The following is a 15,055-nucleotide window of genomic DNA, read 5'->3' on the forward strand; positions in this document are numbered from 1 at the left end:
GGCGAAGGCTCCGCGTGTGGGGTGGGGCGGGACTGGGGGTGCGGCTTTGACGACGATCGGGGAGACGTCCGGGGCGGAGCAGTTCAGCCTCGCTGACTTTCATCACGGTGACAGCGCGGATCCGCTTGTTCCGCCGGAAGCCTTTCTGCGGTGGCGGGATGAAGCCCGGGTGGTGGTGTCGCACTACGAGCGCAGCCTGTTCGGCGGGCCGGGGCCTCGGGTGGAGATGAGCGTCGGTGGGATTCGGCGTTCCGTCGTCAATCTTGGGTCCTACAACTATCTCGGGCTCGCCGACCATCCGGATGTTGTTGCCGCTGCGGCGGATGCTCTGGGGCGGTACGGGACCGGGGCCTGTGGGTCGCCGATGTTGTCGGGGATGACTGATCTGCACCGGGAGTTGGAGCACGCGCTGAGTGGCTTTCTCGGGCGGGCCTCGACCATGCTGTTCACCAGCGGATATGCGGGTGCTGCCGGGGTTCTGGCGGGGCTGCTGCGGCGTGGTGACATCGCTGTTCTGGACAGCCGGGCGCACGTCAGTCTGCGGGACGGCGCCCGGCTCTCGGGGGCCCGGGCCGTGACGTTCGCGCACAACAGCCCGGAAGCTCTGGACGGGGTGCTGTCGCGGACCGGGAACAGGCGCCGGCTGGTCGTGGTGGAGGGCGTCTACTCGATGGACGGGAATCTGGCTGACCTGCCGGGCCTGCTCGCCGTGGCCGAGCGGCACGGGGTCGGGATGCTCGTCGACGAAGCCCATTCGATGCTGACGTGCGGGCCCGGCGGGGCCGGGGTGGTGGCGCATTTCGGGGTACAGGATCGGGTGGCGCTGGTCTACGGCACGTTCTCCAAGGCGTTCGCGGGTGTCGGCGGGTTTGTCAGCGGCGGGACCGACACCATCGACTACCTGCGGTGTTATGCCGGATCGTACGGCTTCTCCTGCGCCCTTCCGCCTTCGGTCGTCGGTGCCCTGATCGCGGCGTTGCGGGTCGCGGCCGGTGACGACGGGCCCCGGCGGCGGCTGGTGGAGAATGCCGCCTACTTCCGGGCCGGGCTGCACCGGCTCGGCCTGGACACCGGGGACTCGACGACCCAGGTGGTCCCGATCCTCGTCGGTGCGGACCGTCGTCTGCTCTACGAACGTGGCGACGCCCTGCTCCGCGCGGGCCTCTTCGTGGTCCCGGCCGACTACCCGGCCGTCCCGCGCACCAGTGTGCGGTTCCGCGCGTCGGTGACGGCCGGGCACAGCCGCGACGATCTCGACGAGGCGCTGTCGATCATCGAGAGCGTGTGGGGTTAGGACTGGCCGACCGGTACCCGGTCCAGTTCGCGGCCGTTGCTGTCGTACAGGGTCAGGGTGCTGGTGTCCTCCGAGCTGTCCCGGTTCTCGTTGAGGCCGATGCCGGGCAGAAGGACGGTCTGGTTCTGGACGTACGCGGTGATGGGCGCGCGATGCGGCCGGCTCAGCGCCACCGACGCCACCCGCGAGTCGGTGACCAGCGCGGTCACCACCACGGTGTCGCTGGACGACCCGCCGTGTGACTCCTTCTTGAAGTCGTAGAACGCCAGGTCACCGAAGAGGTACGGGTTGGCGGCGATGTAGGCCGGCAGCCAGGGGATCCGGTGGCCGTCGTCGATGGTCAGCTGCGGCCCTTCGGTGGAGCGGACGATGCAGGTGGCGAGCAGACCGTCGAGGCGGGCCAGGTAGACGCTCTCGTCGTCGGTGAGCCGCAGCGTGGCCGCCGGGATCCAGGCGCCGGCGTCGGCCACCGGCGGCAGTTTCGGGTCGGAGAAGCAACGGCCCAACTGCTTTCCTGCTTCCGACGTACGGTCCGCAGCGGGCTGTGGCCGGTCGGTGGTGGGCGGGGCCGGGGCCGGTAGTTCGCTGCCCGTGAGGGTGCTGATCTGTGCGTCGCGGCTGCCGGTGGCGGTCACCGTCAGCTGGAGTTCGGTGGCCGCCGCGGTGACCGCGTTGGGCAGGACGAAGATACCGTCGCGCATCAGTGCCGGGTCGCCGTCGTCGGTCATCTGGGTCTGCATGATCGGATCCCGGACGAACAGGTGGGGCACGTCGGCACCGGTCACCCCGGCGATCGTGCCGAGCGCCGACCGGAACGTGACCGTGGCGGCCGTACCGGAAGATGCTCGGCTCGTGTCCGCGGAGACCGCGACGGTGGCCGGTGACAGTTCGCAGAATCGGACCCGCTCGCCGTCCGCGGAGCGGAACACGATGACCGTGACGCCGTTGTCGGAGGCGGTGAGCAGTGGTTGCGCGTCCCGCAGCTGGTCGGGTGCGGCGGCACGGCACCGGTCGGCGGTCTCGGTGGGGGCGCCGTCGCGGGCGGCGTACCGCTCCTCCGGGGTGATGACCTTGAAGTTGTCGTTGACCGGGCCGTCGGTGGCGGTGGGCGTGACGTCCGCCGCGTCGACCAGCAGGGCGCCGAAGGCGGGGAGGATCAGCACGGCGGCGGCGGTGGCGAGGACCGCGGCGAGGCGGGCGGGGCGGCGGTGTTCGCGGGGCCGGATCCCGTCGAGCAGTTCGCGGCGGGCCCGGGCGCGCACATCGGCGGGCAGGGTGCGCCGGGGTGGCAGGTCGGTGAGGTCAGGCATCGTGGTCCTCCGGGAGGTTCTGCTGCAGGCGGGTGCGGGCGCGGTACAGCCGGGAGCGGACGCTGTGCGGGGACAGGCCGAGCAGTTCGGCGGCGTCCTCCACCGAGGTGTCGCCGAGCAGGCACAGGTGCACGGCTTCCCGTTCGGCGCGGGGCAGCCGGTCGATGGCGGCCAGCACCGTGGCCAGGCGTTGCCCGGCCGCGTCCTCGTCGGCGATCCGGTCGGCGTGGTCGGGGACGTCCGGGCGGACCAGCCGGGGCAGGGCGCGCCACAGGCGGGCCAGTCGGCGGCCTTCGCCCCGGCAGACGTTCCGGGTGACCAGGTACAGCCAGGGCAGTGCGCTGCCGCCGACCAGGCGCATGTCCCGGCGGCGGCGCCAGGCGGTCAGGAAGACGGTGGAGAGCGCGTCGTCGGCTTCGGACCAGGACCCGGTCAGCCGGTACGCGAAGTTCCACACCGCTTCGGCATGTCGCTCGTACAGCGCGGTGAACGCCTCGGGGTCACCGAGTTCGTCCGGTGCCGTATCGGCTCGTCGCGTTTGCATCACGTCCCTTTGTGGCCGTACCCCGCCCGGATCGCGCGTCCGGGGACTGTGACGGTCGTCTCAGTGCCGTGGCTATCCGTTCGGCCCGTCACGCCGTCCTACTGAGCGTGAGTGATCAGGAGGCGGTGATCGAGGTGCGGCTGGTTCGCCGCTGCGCGCGTGGTGATCATGCCGCTTTCGACGAGCTGTACCGGCGTACCGCGCCGTGGCTGGCGACCCGGCTACGGCGGCGGTGCTCCGACGACGAGATCGTGGCCGAGGTGATGCAGGAGACGTTCATGGCGGTGTGGCGGTCCGCGGGCTCGTTCACCGGCACGGCGCAGAGCGGTGCGACCGGCTGGATCTGGACGATCGCGGCCCGGCGGCTGGTGGACGCGTTCCGGCTGCGGGCCCGGGCGGCCGAGCTTCCGGCGGCGATCGCCGGTGACCCGCCGGCGCCGGCCGCGGAGGACGAGGTGCTGGCCGGGCGGGTCGAGGCGGATCTGCTGCGGGCGCTGCACACGCTCGCGCCGGAGGTTCGGCGGGTGTTGCAGGCGATGGTTCTGGACGGGCTGTCGGTCCGCGACACGTCGGCGCTGCTGGGGGTGCCGGAGAGCACGGTCAAGATGCGGGCCCGGACGGCCCGGATCCGGCTTCGGGAGGCGCTGTCATGACTACGCACATCGACGACGACATGCTGGCCCGTTACGCCGGGATCAGCGAGAGCCTGCCGGACGCGGTGGTCTGGAGTGTGGAGGATCATCTGGACGGCTGCGGTGGGTGCCGGGCCCGGCTCGGGGCCGTGGTCGCGCCGGGCACGGCGGTGCTGGTCGCCGAGGTCGGTGGGCGGGTGACCGGATCGTTGCCCGCGGTGGCGCCGTCGCGGCGGCGGTTCGCGGTGGTGCGGCGCTGGTCGACGTGGTCGCTGCTGCCGAGGTTGACGGTCAGCGTGGGCGCGTTGCTGGCGGTGCTGATGCTGGACGTGCTCAATCCGTACCATCCGTCGCCGGTGTTGCTGATCGCGCCGGTCGTGCCGCTGTTCGGTGTCGCGGCGGCCTGCTCGCGCCGCGACGATCCGGCGTGGGAGCTGGTCGCCGCGTCACCGCAGGGCGGTGTCCTGATGGTGCTGCGCCGGACCGTCACCGTGCTCGCGGCGCTGCTGCCGGTCCTCGCGCTGGTCGGCTGGGTCACCGCGACCCCGCTGGTGTTGTGGCTGCTGCCCTGCCTGACGGTCACCTCGGCCACGATCGCGGTGGGCAGTCTGCTCGGTGTCCGGCGGGCCGCCGGGGTGGTGACCGCCGCCTGGGTCGTCGTGGTGACGGCGCCGGCCGTGCTGACCCAGCAGGTGCCGGCCGTGCTCGGCGCCGACAAGGCCCCGGCGTGGGCGGCGACCGGGCTGCTGCTGGCGGTTCTGGCCTGGAAGCGCGCGGACGCCTTCCAACGGCTCACCAGCCGCAACTGATCTTCAAAACCCTTCAGGAGCGATTGATGGTACGAAGTCTGTCCGAAACCGAGTTGAAGCCGGTGACGTGGGAGTACGCCGTACAGGCGAAGGGTCTGCGGGTGAAGGCCGGCCGGCATCTGGCGGTGACCGGTCTGGATCTGAGCATCGGTGTCGGCGTGCACGGGCTGCTCGGCCCGAACGGCGCCGGCAAGACCACCCTGATGCGGGCGCTGGCGACCGTGCTCAGCCCGGAGTCCGGCACCCTCGAACTGCTGGGCCGGCCGGTGCAGGAACGCGGCGCGGATCTGCGGGGTGTCCGCCGCGGCACCGGTTACCTGCCGCAGGAGTTCGGTTACTACCCGAAGTTCACCGTCCGTGAGTTCGTCGAGTACGTGGCCTGGCTCAAGGAGATGCCCGCCCTCGCCGTTCCGGTGGCCGCTGAACGGGCGATCGCCCGGGTGGGGCTGGCCGATCGGGCCGACCGCAAGCTCAAGGAGCTGTCCGGTGGGATGCTGCGCCGGGCCGGTGTCGCCCAGGCCATCGTGAACACCCCGGATCTACTGCTGCTCGACGAGCCGACGGTGGGTCTCGACCCGGAGCAGCGGCTCGCGTTCCGGGAGTTGCTGCGTGATCTCGGCGCCGACACGTGTGTGCTGGTGTCTACGCATCTGGTCGAGGACGTGGTGGCCTCCTGCACCGATGTGGTGGTCGTACACACCGGGCGGGTGGTGTGGCAGGGCACTCCCGGGCAGCTGGCCGAACGCGGCGGCACCGGGGATCCCGGCGACAGTGCCGCCGAACGTGGCTACTCCGCGCTGGTGCGCCAGGCCCGGCGGGAGGCCGGCGCATGATCCGGGCGATCGCCATCGACCTGCGGCGCAGTGCCGCGCTCGGGGCCGGGCTGATCGTGCTGCTGCTCGGTCTCGCCGCGATGTTCCTGATCTTCGGGCAGCAGGCGTGGAGCGGCCGGTGGTCCCCGTTCGCGGCGACCCTGCGCAGCGCTTTCGGGTTCACCTGGTCGTTGACCCTGGCGGCGGGGGCGTGGCTGGTGGACCGGGACCGGCTCGGCCGTGTGGGTGAGCTGTTCGCCGGGACGCCCCGGCCGGTGTGGCAGCGGGTCGCGTCACCTGCGGTGGCGCTGAGTCTCACCGTGGGCGTCGCGTACCTGCTGACCGTGGCTGTCTGTCTGCCTCTGGTGGCCGGGTCGGCGACCTGGTTCAACCCGGCCGTGCTCGGTGTCATCGCCACCGGGTTGCCGTTGTTGCTGGCCGCCGGGCTGCTCGGTATGGGAGTGGGCACGGTGGTGCCGTCGCGGTTCACCGCGCCGGCGCTGGTGGTGGCCGGGCTGATCATCGCCAGTGCTCCCGGGCTGGTGTCCTACCACGTCTCCGGCCGGGCCCAGCAGTTCGTAACGCTGCTGTCGCCGGTGCTCGGGCAGAACGGCGACTTCGTCATCGTGCCGGCCCGGTTGAGCCTGGCCCAGGCCGTCTGGGCGGTCGCTCTGGCCGCCACCGGGTTTCTGCTGATGGCCATCCGTCGTGCGGTGGCCGTGGTTCCGGCGGTGGCCGGTGCGGTGACCGCGATGCTCCTGCTGCCGGCGGGCGGCAGCGTCTACGCCGCCGACACCGGCGCGCGGGAGTTGGTCTGCGCCGACGGTGAACCCCGAGTTTGTGTACGCCGGGTGCACGCCAGCATCCTGCCGGGTGTCGTGGCTCCCGCCCGGGACGCGCTGCGCCGCCTCAGCCGGCTGCCGAACCCGCCGAGTGCCGTCGAGGAGGGTATCGACGTCATCGACGGTGTTCCGGACTCCCCCACGGCATCGGTAGCGACTTTCGTGATCCGGATGGGGTTCGCCCCGGAGATCAGCGCCGACGAGGTCGCGCTGCAGGTGCTGACCGGTGCCGGGGTCACCGCCTGTGGCGACACCACCGAGTGGGAGAAGGCCGATGGTGCTCGGGTCGCTGCCGCGTACTGGCTGCTCGAAACGCCTCCGCCGGCCACCGGTCGGCGAGCGGTCGAGGCATGGCAGACGCTGGCCGCGCTGCCCGCCGCGGAACAGGTGGCGCGGGTGGGGGCGCTTCGTGAGGCCGGGCTCGCCTGCGACCTCGACAGCCTGTGGGGCATCCTCGTGGACGGTCCGCGATGACGGGCGTGCTGCTCTACCTGCGGGCACGCCGGGCACCTGCCGCGCTGGTCGGGGCTGCGGCGGCGGTGTGGGGGCTGTGGGCGATCTGGGCCGGGATGGCAGTTCCCGGTGAGGTGCCCGACCAGATGGGTATGGCCGCGACCGGTTTCGCCGCCATCGCCGCCGGGACCACCCTCGCCGGGCCCGACACTCACCTGGATCACACTGCTGCCCGGCCGTGGCCGCCCCGGCGAGCCCTGCACCTGGCCGTCGCCGCGGCGGTCATTCTCGGGCTGCTGTTGTCGGTCGCCGGTACCGCCCACGACTACGGCGACGCGGCCACGGTCACCCGTAACTGTGCCGGGGCGCTCGGCCTGATCACCCTGGGCACAGCCACCCTGGGCGGAGCCCGAGCCTGGTTCTACCTGGCCCCGTTCATCACGGTCCCACCGTTCCTGCCCCTGTCCCGCACCAGCATCGACAGCACCGCCGGCCAGATCCTCAGCTGGCCCCTGCAACCCACCACGTCCACCACCGCCACCATCACCGCAGCCGTCCTGTTCGCCGCGGGTACCGTCGCCTACATCCACCGGGGACCACTGTTGACCGTCCGACACTGACTGAACTGCCGGGAACCGGATCAATCCTGGTGCGGGCGCTGATCGGCGATCAGGACCAACAGGGCGGCGTGGGTCTGCTCGTCTGCGGCCACCACCAGACCGCCTGCTCCGGTATGGATCGGCTGCCCGTCGATCCCGGTGACAACACAACCGCCCGCCTGGCAGATCGCGATTCCAGCCGCGAAGTGAACACTGTCCCGCAGGTGACCATCGGTGACGTAGGCGGCGCGGCGGCCGGCGGCGACCCAAGCCACCGCCAGCGTGGTCGACACGACCCTGGGGCGGAACTGGTCGATGAATCCCTCGTCAGCGAGCATCCGGGCCGCCGAGAAGACCTCATGATTGGGAAACGGCGGGTCGAGATTGACGTCGACCAGCCTCGACTCGGCCGAGGGGGTGAGCCGCTCGTCCTCTCCGTCGCGACGCACGTACGCAGCAGCGCCGTCGGTCCAGAAAACCTCGTTCGTGAACGGGTCCGCGCAGGCCGCCACCGTGGCTTGCCCACCTGTCCGTAGCGCCACATTCACCGAAACCAGCATGTTCCGCACGGCATAGTTCAACGTTCCGCACAGCGGGTCGACCAACCACAGTCGATCGGTCACGCCGCTGCCCGTGTGCCCGCTTTCCTCACCCAGGATCAGATCATCCGGCCGTGCTGCCCGCAGGACGTCAATGATCGCCTTCTCTGCCTCGACGTCGGCTGTGGTGGCGAAGTCACCAGCGAACTTCTGGAAGCGTTTCAGCGCTGACCCGTAGTGCGAGCGGACGACGGTAGCACCGGCTTCCGCCGCTTCGATGGCCAGGTCCCGGTCGCTTATCGACATGAAGAGACCATAGATGTCCATCACGCCCCGAGCAGGCGGGATCCGCAGTGAGATCCGGATCTGCCGCAGACAGCCACCGCTGATGTCGCTGCGCCGGAAAATGGGCTGGCACAGCACCGTGCTGTCAGTGGTTCGGGGTGCGCAAAATGGTGTCGAGCTTGCCGTCGCGGTCTGTGTCGAGGTAGGTGATTTCGGGCACCCCGTCACCGTCGAGGTCGACCTGCACCACGTCGGCGATGCCGTCACCGTCGAGGTCGGTGACAACCTCGATCGATCCGTCCGGACGCCGGCTGACAATCGATTTAGCGGCGGTGGCGCCCTGGTCTGCCGGTCCGGAGAGGGGCGGCAATTCAGGCGTGGAGGACGGTAGTGGGCCGGGCCGGTTGGCGTACGCCGCGACCGGGCCGTCGGTGCCAGCCGGATCGATCTCCTCCTCAGAGGGGTAGACGTCGCCGTGCCAGGCCGGATCGGGATAGCTGCTCATCTTCGTACGGTTCCCTGACGGAGCCGGCGGTAACCGTCGGCGCAGGAAGAAGCAACTGGTCTAGGCTGCCCGGGTGAGTGCACCGGACATTTTGAACATCGGCAGGTTGTCGAAAGGACTCTTCGTCGAGTATCTCGACGAGACGACCACCGACGATCTGATAGTGGGTATGGGTGATCCGCCACCCGCGTGCGACCGCCTCTGGCACGGACATCCCGGAGTCATCTGGGAGCCGGCGATGCAGCATGTCCAAGTGGCATGGGTGGGATTGGAGGACACGGTGCAAAGCTTCGGAATCGGGTTCAGCTGCAATGATCACGGCTTGTACAGCTTGGGCGTCATCTCAGCTTCCGATTTCGAGGAGCGGCGCCGTCGCGTGCTGGCAGGGCAGTCACCTCGTGCCTGAAGGGCTGCGGCTCCCAACGCACTCTTCTACCGCCGATAGCACTCCAGCCGCCGAAGTTGCCCGCTTGCCCAGTTCCGATAGGTCCCGGACCGCGTCCGTCAGTGACGTGATGCTGTCAGGCCTGTTCAGCGGGACTGCATGTCCATGACGTGGAAGAGCAAGTCACCGCGGTCGTCGGCTTCTGTTCGGTTCAGGTGCATGCCGAGTCGGGTGACGATGTGGCGTGACGCGATGTCGTGGGGGGCGGATGGTGGCCCACATGCGGGTCAGGCCGACAACGCGGAACTGCTGTAGCACCGCCCTGGCTGCTTCGGTGGCGTAGCAGTGGCCTCGGGGCGTGGCGCGGATCTCGTAGCCGATCTCGGGTTCCTCGAAGTTATGCGGTTGGCGATCCAGCGTCCGTCTGCTCGATGGCCGTGAAGTGCCCCGATCCCTTGCTGTCGGTAGCATCTGCGGCCGTGGACGGCCTGATTCTGTTACTCGTACCGATCGTTGCGCTCTCGTTGTGGGGGTTGATCTCGCCGCGGTCGCAGTGGCGGGTGCTCGCCTCCTGGAGTTATCGCGACCCGGCGGCCAACGAACCCAGCGATGCCGCCTATCTGGGCACCCGGCTCGTCAACCTGGTGATCATCGGGTGCCTGGTGTGGGCGACCGTCGGCCTCGCCAACCTGGAGAAACCCGGCGCCCGGGCCGGTGCCACCACGACTCCGACGCCGACGGTGGAGGCGACCAGCCTGGCGCCGGTGTCCACGATGGCTGCCGTCGGTGGCAAGGAACTGCGGGCGGCGTTCGGTGTCGACGAGGCCAGCATCGTCCGGCCGCCGGTTTCGGCGCAGCCGCCGGATTCGGTGCCGACCGTGAGTGTCAGACGGTGGCAGAAGGCGGACCCGGGTGACCCGCCTGCGTATCTGTCGAATGCCCTCGGTGGGCAGAGCGGCACCTGGCTGGTCCTCGGGGTGCGCGCCGACGCTCCGCCGGTCGGCGTGAAGGTCGACGAGGTGGGGTTCGAGTGGGTGTCCGTGGAGGTTCACGCGCCGTGTTCGGAGAGCTGCCGGACCGGTTCCGCCGGGGACTACTTCCTGGTGCCGGTGCAGGTGCAGGTGCAGCGTATTGCGCTGAATGACGGTGCGGTGTTCGACGGCACCCGGCGGGTGGCCCCGTGACGATCGTTCTGATCGACGACCTCCGCTCCTTCGTCGACGGCAAGGCGGCTGAGGTGGCCCGCACCAGCGCTGCCGGAGTCGCGCTCCTCGACGGTTTCCGTGGTCGGCGGATCGACGAACTGTGGCTCGACCATGACCTGGGTGACGACGACACCATCTGGCCGGTCGTGGAGGTCCTCGAACGGGCGGCGTTCGAGGAAAGCCCGTTCGACATCGGTGTCGTCGTGATCCACTCGGCTAATCCGGCGGGTGCCGCGAAGATGGCCCAGGCTCTGCGGCGGTGGAACTACCCGGTTCGGGTGGGGACGGGCGACCCGGCGGTGGGATACCAGGAATTCGATTAGTATCGATGGCTTGGTCGATGCACACCAGACGGGAGAATCCGTTATGCCCCGTTCCCCCTATCGTGCCGGCGCCGCAGTGGCGCTGTCGATCGGGCTGACGCTCACGCTCGGCGCGTTCACCAACACAAGCGGAACCAACACAAGCGGAACCACGGAAAACGGAACCAAAGCCGACGCTCTCGCCCCCGTGGCGCTCACCGTGGCTGGAGGTGTCGACCCGGGCACCGCCGCCGGCAAGTCACTGAACCTGCGGAAGGGCTGGACCGCCGAGGTCTGGGCGAACGTCCCCGGCGCCCGCCGGCTGGCCTGGACACCCGACGGCCGCCTGCTCGTCTCGACCGGCGCCAACGGCACCATCGCCCAGCTGACGCCGGCCGCCGCAGGCCAGGGCCCCACGGTGACGACCCTCGCCACCGGCCTGCAGCACACCCAGGGACTGGCTCTCGCCAGAGACAAGGGTCGCTCGGTGCTGCTGGTCGGCGACCGGACCAGGATCGTCGCCTGGGACTACGCCGCCGGAGCGGTGAGCAACCAGCGGCTGATCGTCGACGGGCTACCCAGCGGCGGCCACGACCGGATCACCCCGGTGGTCCGCGGTGACCAGGTCTTCTACAACCTCGGCTCGCTGACCAACGACAGTCCGGCCGACCGCACCGGAACCCCCGAACGGGCCACGATCGCCCAGGTCGGACTGGACGGCACCGGTAACCACACCATCGCCACCGGCGTACGCAACGGATCGGGTCTGTCGTTCGCTCCGGACGGGACGCTGTTCGCCGCGATCAACCAGTCCGACAACCAGCCCTACCCCTTCAAGGACGACACCGGCCAGTACGGTCAGCAGGTCTCCGCCTACATCAACGAGAACCCGGTCGACCAGGTCGCCCGGATCCGTCCCGGCACCGAGCTGGGCTGGCCCTACTGCCTGCCGGACACCACCGGGCGCCCGGACCGCACCAATCTCGGTTACGTCAGTCAACCCCTCAACAACCCGGACGGTACGGTGCTCGACTGCGCCACCGCCGACCGCACCGCGCTCGGACTGCCCGCACACGGCGCCCCGCTCGGGTTCGCGTTCACCCAGGACTCGAAGCTGCCGCGGTCGTTGAGCAGCGGCGCGCTGATCACCTCGCACGGTTCGTGGAACCGCACTCCCCCGCGTGAGCCGTCCGTCGTCTACAGCCCGTGGGATGCCCGCAAACGCACCCTGACCCCGCCGCAGCCGCTGGTCACCGGCTGGCAGAACGCGGACGGCACCCGCTGGGGCCGCAGTGTCGACGCGATCCCCGGCCCGGACGGGTCGCTGTACGTGACCGACGACCAGGCCGGGTTGGTCTACCGGCTCACGCCTGGGCGCTGAGCGCGTCCAGGGCTCCGGCGGCCTGGAACGACACCACCCGGGCGTTCTGCAGCGCCACCACCTGCCAGCGCCCGTCCCGCTCGGCGACCGTCAGCATCTGCATCACCTGACGGCTGCCGAGCGGCTCGGTCTCACCCGGCATCAGCATCCACGCCCGGTGGTGCACGACCGCGACCCCGGGCGCGACGACCCGCGTGAACGGCACGTCGCCGCGTACCAGCCGGGATCCTTTCAGCACGGTGTCGAAGATCGGCGCGTGCACGGCGATCAGGGTGTCGCGGCCGTGGTGGACGGTGCCCTCGAACTCGACGAAGTCGGCGTCCTCGGCGAAGTCGGCGAAGAATCCCGCGGCGTCGCCACGGTCCCAGGCGGCGCACATCCGGGCCGGGATGGCACGCAGCTCGTCACTGTTGTTGATCATGCGGTCCATCGTTGCCGGGTGTGCCGCGATCCGCCTTGACGATGCGTGCCCGGTGGCTGGACGTCAGTGCCACGGCGTTGTAGCCGTACACCGTCTTGAACAAGCGGCTGAAGTGGGCCGGGTCCGGAAAACCCCATCGAAGAGCGACCCCTGCGACGGTACGGCCGGGGGTGGCGAGGTCGGCCCGGCACCGTTCGAGACGGCGGTGCCGGATCAGCGCCGCCACCGTGAGCGGCTCGTCCTCGAAGAGTCGATGCAACCGGCGTACCGAAATGTGGTGTTGACCGGCGATCTTCGCCGGGGTCAGGTCAGGGTCGGCGAGCCGGGCCTCGATGTGGGCGGTGATCCGTGCGCGCAGCACCTCGTCGGGCGCCGGGCGGACGTCACCGAGCCGGGCGGCCAGCGCCACCGAGGTCAGCTCGATGACCGCCGCGGCCGAGCGGGCCGCCTCTGCGGTGCGGAAACCGGTCAGTGATCGGGCCATCTCCCGTGCCAGGGTCGACACCAGCGCGGCCGGGCCGTGACCGCCGGGGATCCGCACCCCGGTGAGCCGGTCGGCGTCGGCCGTCGACAGCCGCAGTGCCGGGCGCGGGATCAGCATGGTGACGTGGGTGGAGGCGGTGCTGGCGAACCGTACCGGCCGGGCCGGGTCGATCAGCACCAGGTCGGCCGGGCCGACGTCGGCGGTGGCGTGTCCCTGCTCGACGCGGGCGTTGCCGTGCGTCATCAGGTCGATCTGCCAGCGCGCGCCGTCACTGTCACGCACCGACCGCTCGTCGCGGAAGCACTCCCCCGCCGGTGTGCGCAGTTCGGTCAGCCGTAACGGGCCGAGGTCCCGGGTGACGATCGCCGCCCGGAACCCGTCCCGCAGATCATGCCTGCCCGCACGCACCGGCGGCAGCCCGGCTTCGTCGAGCGCCCGCTCGTGCGCGTCAATCCCGATCATGAACACATTGTGGCGTGCTCAGTCGAACAGGTGCTGCCAGGCGTACTCGTAGGCCTTGTCGTAGCCGGTCGCGTTCGGGTGGAACGTCTCGGTCACCTTGGACGGGTTGACGCCGTTGATCCACGGGTCTTTCCCGCACGCGCCGTGGGCGCCCCACGCGAACAGGAACCGGGTGTCCATGTATTCCACGTCGGCCCGCTGCGCCGCCGCTGAGGTGCCTTCGGCCAGGGCGTCGGCGGTGCCGTTGAGCCAGGTGCGCCGGGCCGTGTTCAGGTCGAGGGCGCCGCACGAGCCGGTCATCTCGACCAGCCGCGGATAGCCCAGGACGACGATCCGGGCCTTCGGCGCCCGCGTCTTGACCTCGGTGTGCAGCGCGGCCAGCTCATCCACCAGCTGGTGGCGGGCGTAGTAGCTGACGTAGGTGTTCAGGTCCCGGCAGTACGCGTCGTTCTCGGTGAGGCAGCCCCGGATCACCGTGGTGAACTGGGCGTCGTTGCCACCGACGGTGAGCGTGACCAGGCGGGTGTTCGCGCTCAGGGCGGAGAGCTGGGTGCGGCGGACCTCGGCGATGGTCGCCCCGCTGCACGTGACGTCCTTGAGGGTGAGCCCGGTTTCCCGGGCCGCCAGCCGCCGCGGATAGCTCTTCGGACTGCGCAGGCAGACCCCGCTGGAGGCGTCGTACGGGTCGGCGCCCACCCCCGAGGCGTAGGAGTCACCGAGCGCGACGTACTCACCGGCCGGCGCCGCCGCTTGTGCCGGGGATCCCGTCAGGGCGAGCGCGGCCACGGTGAACGCGGCGGCCACCCCCATCGACAACAGCTTTCGCATGGCATCCTTTCAACAGTCATCGTTACGGTCGCCGGAAAGGATCCCCGAACCGGCCACTGTGGTGGGTCTGCCGAAAGTCGGATCTTCCGGGCCGCCGCCTACTCCTTTCGTTGACCGGCACTCCGGTGTGAGCGGCTACGATGCTCGGCCATGGACTCCGTGGAGATCATCAGCCAGCTCGACGCCGCGGCCGAGCAGCACAAGTTTCCGGATCTGAACAACGGCTACAACTACGCGGTCGACGCCCGGCTCCACCTCTACCGCGACGCGCAGCGGTGGGCGCTGCTCGTGGAGGCGGTGGGCTACTCGCCGCGGGCCGGTAACCTCACCGACGTCCTCTACGTCTTCGGCAACTGCCTGACCAGCGGTAACCCAGGTCCGGAGAACACGGACTTCCTCGACCGGATCGACAATTTCGACGAGATCGAGGACATCGAGGAGCCCGAGACGTACAGCGGAGAGCCGATCGTTATCCGCGGTCACCGGATCGAGGTGTCCGCCAACCAGGGCGACGAGCTGGTCAACGTGTTTCGCCGGCTCGTACCGGAGCACCGGGACTTGCTCCTGGCTGACGAGTCGGAACTACGGCAGCGGATTCCGGCCGACCTGCCCGAGATCATGCGGCTGGACCAATGGCGCCACCCCGACGGCGAACGCCCCAGCGAATCAGCGACCTTCCGCCAGCTCGCCGAGGTCCTGGCGACCGGAGACACGGGCCGTTATGCACCAGGTACGCGGCCCAACACGCATTGGTCGCACTGGCCGGACTCCGGTTCCCTGTGAGAGGACGTGAGGTCGGCGCTCAGCTTGTCGTTTAACCTCCCGCCACACCTCAACATCGCTGCGGACAAGATCTCCACTCCATCAAGGGCGACTACGGTGCGTGCCGGCGAGCGCACTGGGCGCGGGCAGCGACGGAACCCAGCGCGCGTTCTCTGCGGCAGAAGAGTGAGCCGGAGATGT

At 70.0% G+C, this 15,055-nt stretch carries 19 protein-coding genes; 11 read left to right on the forward strand and 8 right to left on the reverse strand.

Features of this window, described 5'->3' with window-relative positions; translation table 11 throughout:
- Positions 1-46: 46 nt before the first annotated feature.
- The gene (locus tag Aco03nite_RS51200; protein WP_203810324.1) at positions 47-1,294 is read left to right on the forward strand and encodes an aminotransferase class I/II-fold pyridoxal phosphate-dependent enzyme; all 1,248 of its coding nucleotides are present in this window, start codon (positions 47-49) and stop codon (positions 1,292-1,294) included.
- On the opposite strand, the gene Aco03nite_RS51205 is transcribed toward Aco03nite_RS51200, so the two are convergent.
- A complete protein-coding gene (locus tag Aco03nite_RS51205; RefSeq protein ID WP_203810326.1) occupies positions 1,291-2,604 on the reverse strand; it encodes a hypothetical protein in 1,314 nt (437 codons plus the stop codon). The two genes, Aco03nite_RS51200 and Aco03nite_RS51205, sit on opposite strands and share 4 nt — an antisense overlap.
- Positions 2,597-3,148 carry an RNA polymerase sigma factor gene (locus Aco03nite_RS51210; RefSeq protein ID WP_203810328.1) on the reverse strand — a complete coding sequence of 184 codons (552 nt, stop codon included), beginning with the start codon at positions 3,146-3,148 and terminating at the stop codon, positions 2,597-2,599. The genes Aco03nite_RS51205 and Aco03nite_RS51210 overlap by 8 nt, the downstream gene beginning before the upstream one ends.
- A 107-nt stretch (positions 3,149-3,255) precedes the next feature.
- Here Aco03nite_RS51210 and Aco03nite_RS51215 point away from each other — a divergent pair, with 107 nt between their 5' ends.
- Genes Aco03nite_RS51215 through Aco03nite_RS51235 form a run of 5 tightly spaced genes read left to right on the forward strand, consistent with a single transcriptional unit; the run spans position 3,256 to position 7,316 of the window.
- Positions 3,256-3,801 carry an RNA polymerase sigma factor gene (locus Aco03nite_RS51215; protein WP_239146136.1) on the forward strand — a complete coding sequence of 182 codons (546 nt, stop codon included), beginning with the start codon at positions 3,256-3,258 and terminating at the stop codon, positions 3,799-3,801.
- Positions 3,798-4,589 (forward strand): hypothetical protein, encoded by a 792-nt coding sequence (locus Aco03nite_RS51220; RefSeq protein WP_203810330.1) that lies wholly within the window; start codon positions 3,798-3,800, stop codon positions 4,587-4,589. The genes Aco03nite_RS51215 and Aco03nite_RS51220 overlap by 4 nt, the downstream gene beginning before the upstream one ends.
- A gap of 26 nt (positions 4,590-4,615) precedes the next feature.
- A complete protein-coding gene (locus Aco03nite_RS51225; RefSeq protein ID WP_203810332.1) occupies positions 4,616-5,422 on the forward strand; it encodes an ATP-binding cassette domain-containing protein in 807 nt (268 codons plus the stop codon).
- Positions 5,419-6,717: a hypothetical protein gene (locus Aco03nite_RS51230; protein WP_203810334.1), complete on the forward strand. Its 1,299-nt coding sequence runs from the start codon at positions 5,419-5,421 to the stop codon at positions 6,715-6,717. The genes Aco03nite_RS51225 and Aco03nite_RS51230 overlap by 4 nt, the downstream gene beginning before the upstream one ends.
- Complete coding sequence (locus Aco03nite_RS51235; RefSeq protein ID WP_203810336.1) at positions 6,714-7,316, forward strand: hypothetical protein; 603 nt, start codon at positions 6,714-6,716, stop codon at positions 7,314-7,316. Before Aco03nite_RS51230 ends, Aco03nite_RS51235 begins: the two co-directional genes overlap by 4 nt.
- A 20-nt stretch (positions 7,317-7,336) precedes the next feature.
- Here the strand turns inward: Aco03nite_RS51235 and Aco03nite_RS51240 are convergent, their stop codons facing one another.
- Complete coding sequence (locus Aco03nite_RS51240; RefSeq protein WP_203810358.1) at positions 7,337-8,140, reverse strand: inositol monophosphatase family protein; 804 nt, start codon at positions 8,138-8,140, stop codon at positions 7,337-7,339.
- Between the two features lie 124 nt (positions 8,141-8,264).
- Positions 8,265-8,624 (reverse strand): hypothetical protein, encoded by a 360-nt coding sequence (locus tag Aco03nite_RS51245; RefSeq protein ID WP_203810338.1) that lies wholly within the window; start codon positions 8,622-8,624, stop codon positions 8,265-8,267.
- A gap of 73 nt (positions 8,625-8,697) precedes the next feature.
- Here Aco03nite_RS51245 and Aco03nite_RS51250 point away from each other — a divergent pair, with 73 nt between their 5' ends.
- Positions 8,698-9,030, forward strand: coding sequence for a hypothetical protein (locus Aco03nite_RS51250; RefSeq protein WP_203810340.1), 333 nt, complete (start codon positions 8,698-8,700; stop codon positions 9,028-9,030).
- A gap of 162 nt (positions 9,031-9,192) precedes the next feature.
- Here the strand turns inward: Aco03nite_RS51250 and Aco03nite_RS54985 are convergent, their stop codons facing one another.
- Positions 9,193-9,480: a GNAT family N-acetyltransferase gene (locus tag Aco03nite_RS54985; RefSeq protein ID WP_373872707.1), complete on the reverse strand. Its 288-nt coding sequence runs from the start codon at positions 9,478-9,480 to the stop codon at positions 9,193-9,195.
- 8 nt (positions 9,481-9,488) lie between these two features.
- Between Aco03nite_RS54985 and Aco03nite_RS51255 the strand changes: the two genes are divergently transcribed.
- The 3 genes from Aco03nite_RS51255 to Aco03nite_RS51265 all read left to right on the forward strand — a co-directional run bounded on the left by Aco03nite_RS51255 (position 9,489) and on the right by Aco03nite_RS51265 (position 11,897).
- Positions 9,489-10,193 carry a DUF6199 family natural product biosynthesis protein gene (locus tag Aco03nite_RS51255; protein ID WP_203810342.1) on the forward strand — a complete coding sequence of 235 codons (705 nt, stop codon included), beginning with the start codon at positions 9,489-9,491 and terminating at the stop codon, positions 10,191-10,193.
- Positions 10,190-10,537, forward strand: a complete 348-nt coding sequence (locus Aco03nite_RS51260; RefSeq protein WP_203810344.1) for a cyclic-phosphate processing receiver domain-containing protein — start codon at positions 10,190-10,192, stop codon at positions 10,535-10,537. Before Aco03nite_RS51255 ends, Aco03nite_RS51260 begins: the two co-directional genes overlap by 4 nt.
- Before the next feature lie 187 nt (positions 10,538-10,724).
- Positions 10,725-11,897: a PQQ-dependent sugar dehydrogenase gene (locus Aco03nite_RS51265; RefSeq protein WP_203810346.1), complete on the forward strand. Its 1,173-nt coding sequence runs from the start codon at positions 10,725-10,727 to the stop codon at positions 11,895-11,897.
- Here the strand turns inward: Aco03nite_RS51265 and Aco03nite_RS51270 are convergent.
- From Aco03nite_RS51270 to Aco03nite_RS51280, 3 genes are read right to left on the reverse strand one after another with little or no spacing between them, the layout of a single operon-like run.
- Positions 11,881-12,318, reverse strand: a complete 438-nt coding sequence (locus Aco03nite_RS51270; protein ID WP_203810348.1) for an SgcJ/EcaC family oxidoreductase — start codon at positions 12,316-12,318, stop codon at positions 11,881-11,883. The two genes, Aco03nite_RS51265 and Aco03nite_RS51270, sit on opposite strands and share 17 nt — an antisense overlap.
- Complete coding sequence (locus Aco03nite_RS51275) at positions 12,302-13,264, reverse strand: helix-turn-helix domain-containing protein (RefSeq protein ID WP_203810350.1); 963 nt, start codon at positions 13,262-13,264, stop codon at positions 12,302-12,304. The genes Aco03nite_RS51270 and Aco03nite_RS51275 overlap by 17 nt, the downstream gene beginning before the upstream one ends.
- 18 nt (positions 13,265-13,282) lie before the next feature.
- On the reverse strand, positions 13,283-14,092 hold the full coding sequence (locus Aco03nite_RS51280; RefSeq protein ID WP_203810352.1) for an SGNH/GDSL hydrolase family protein: 810 nt from the start codon (positions 14,090-14,092) through the stop codon (positions 13,283-13,285).
- Positions 14,093-14,242: 150 nt separating this feature from the next.
- Here Aco03nite_RS51280 and Aco03nite_RS51285 point away from each other — a divergent pair, with 150 nt between their 5' ends.
- Complete coding sequence (locus Aco03nite_RS51285; protein WP_203810354.1) at positions 14,243-14,875, forward strand: DUF7003 family protein; 633 nt, start codon at positions 14,243-14,245, stop codon at positions 14,873-14,875.
- Positions 14,876-15,055: the final 180 nt, after the last annotated feature.

Source organism: Actinoplanes couchii (assembly GCF_016862075.1).
GTDB classification, from domain to species: Bacteria; Actinomycetota; Actinomycetes; order Mycobacteriales; family Micromonosporaceae; genus Actinoplanes; species Actinoplanes couchii.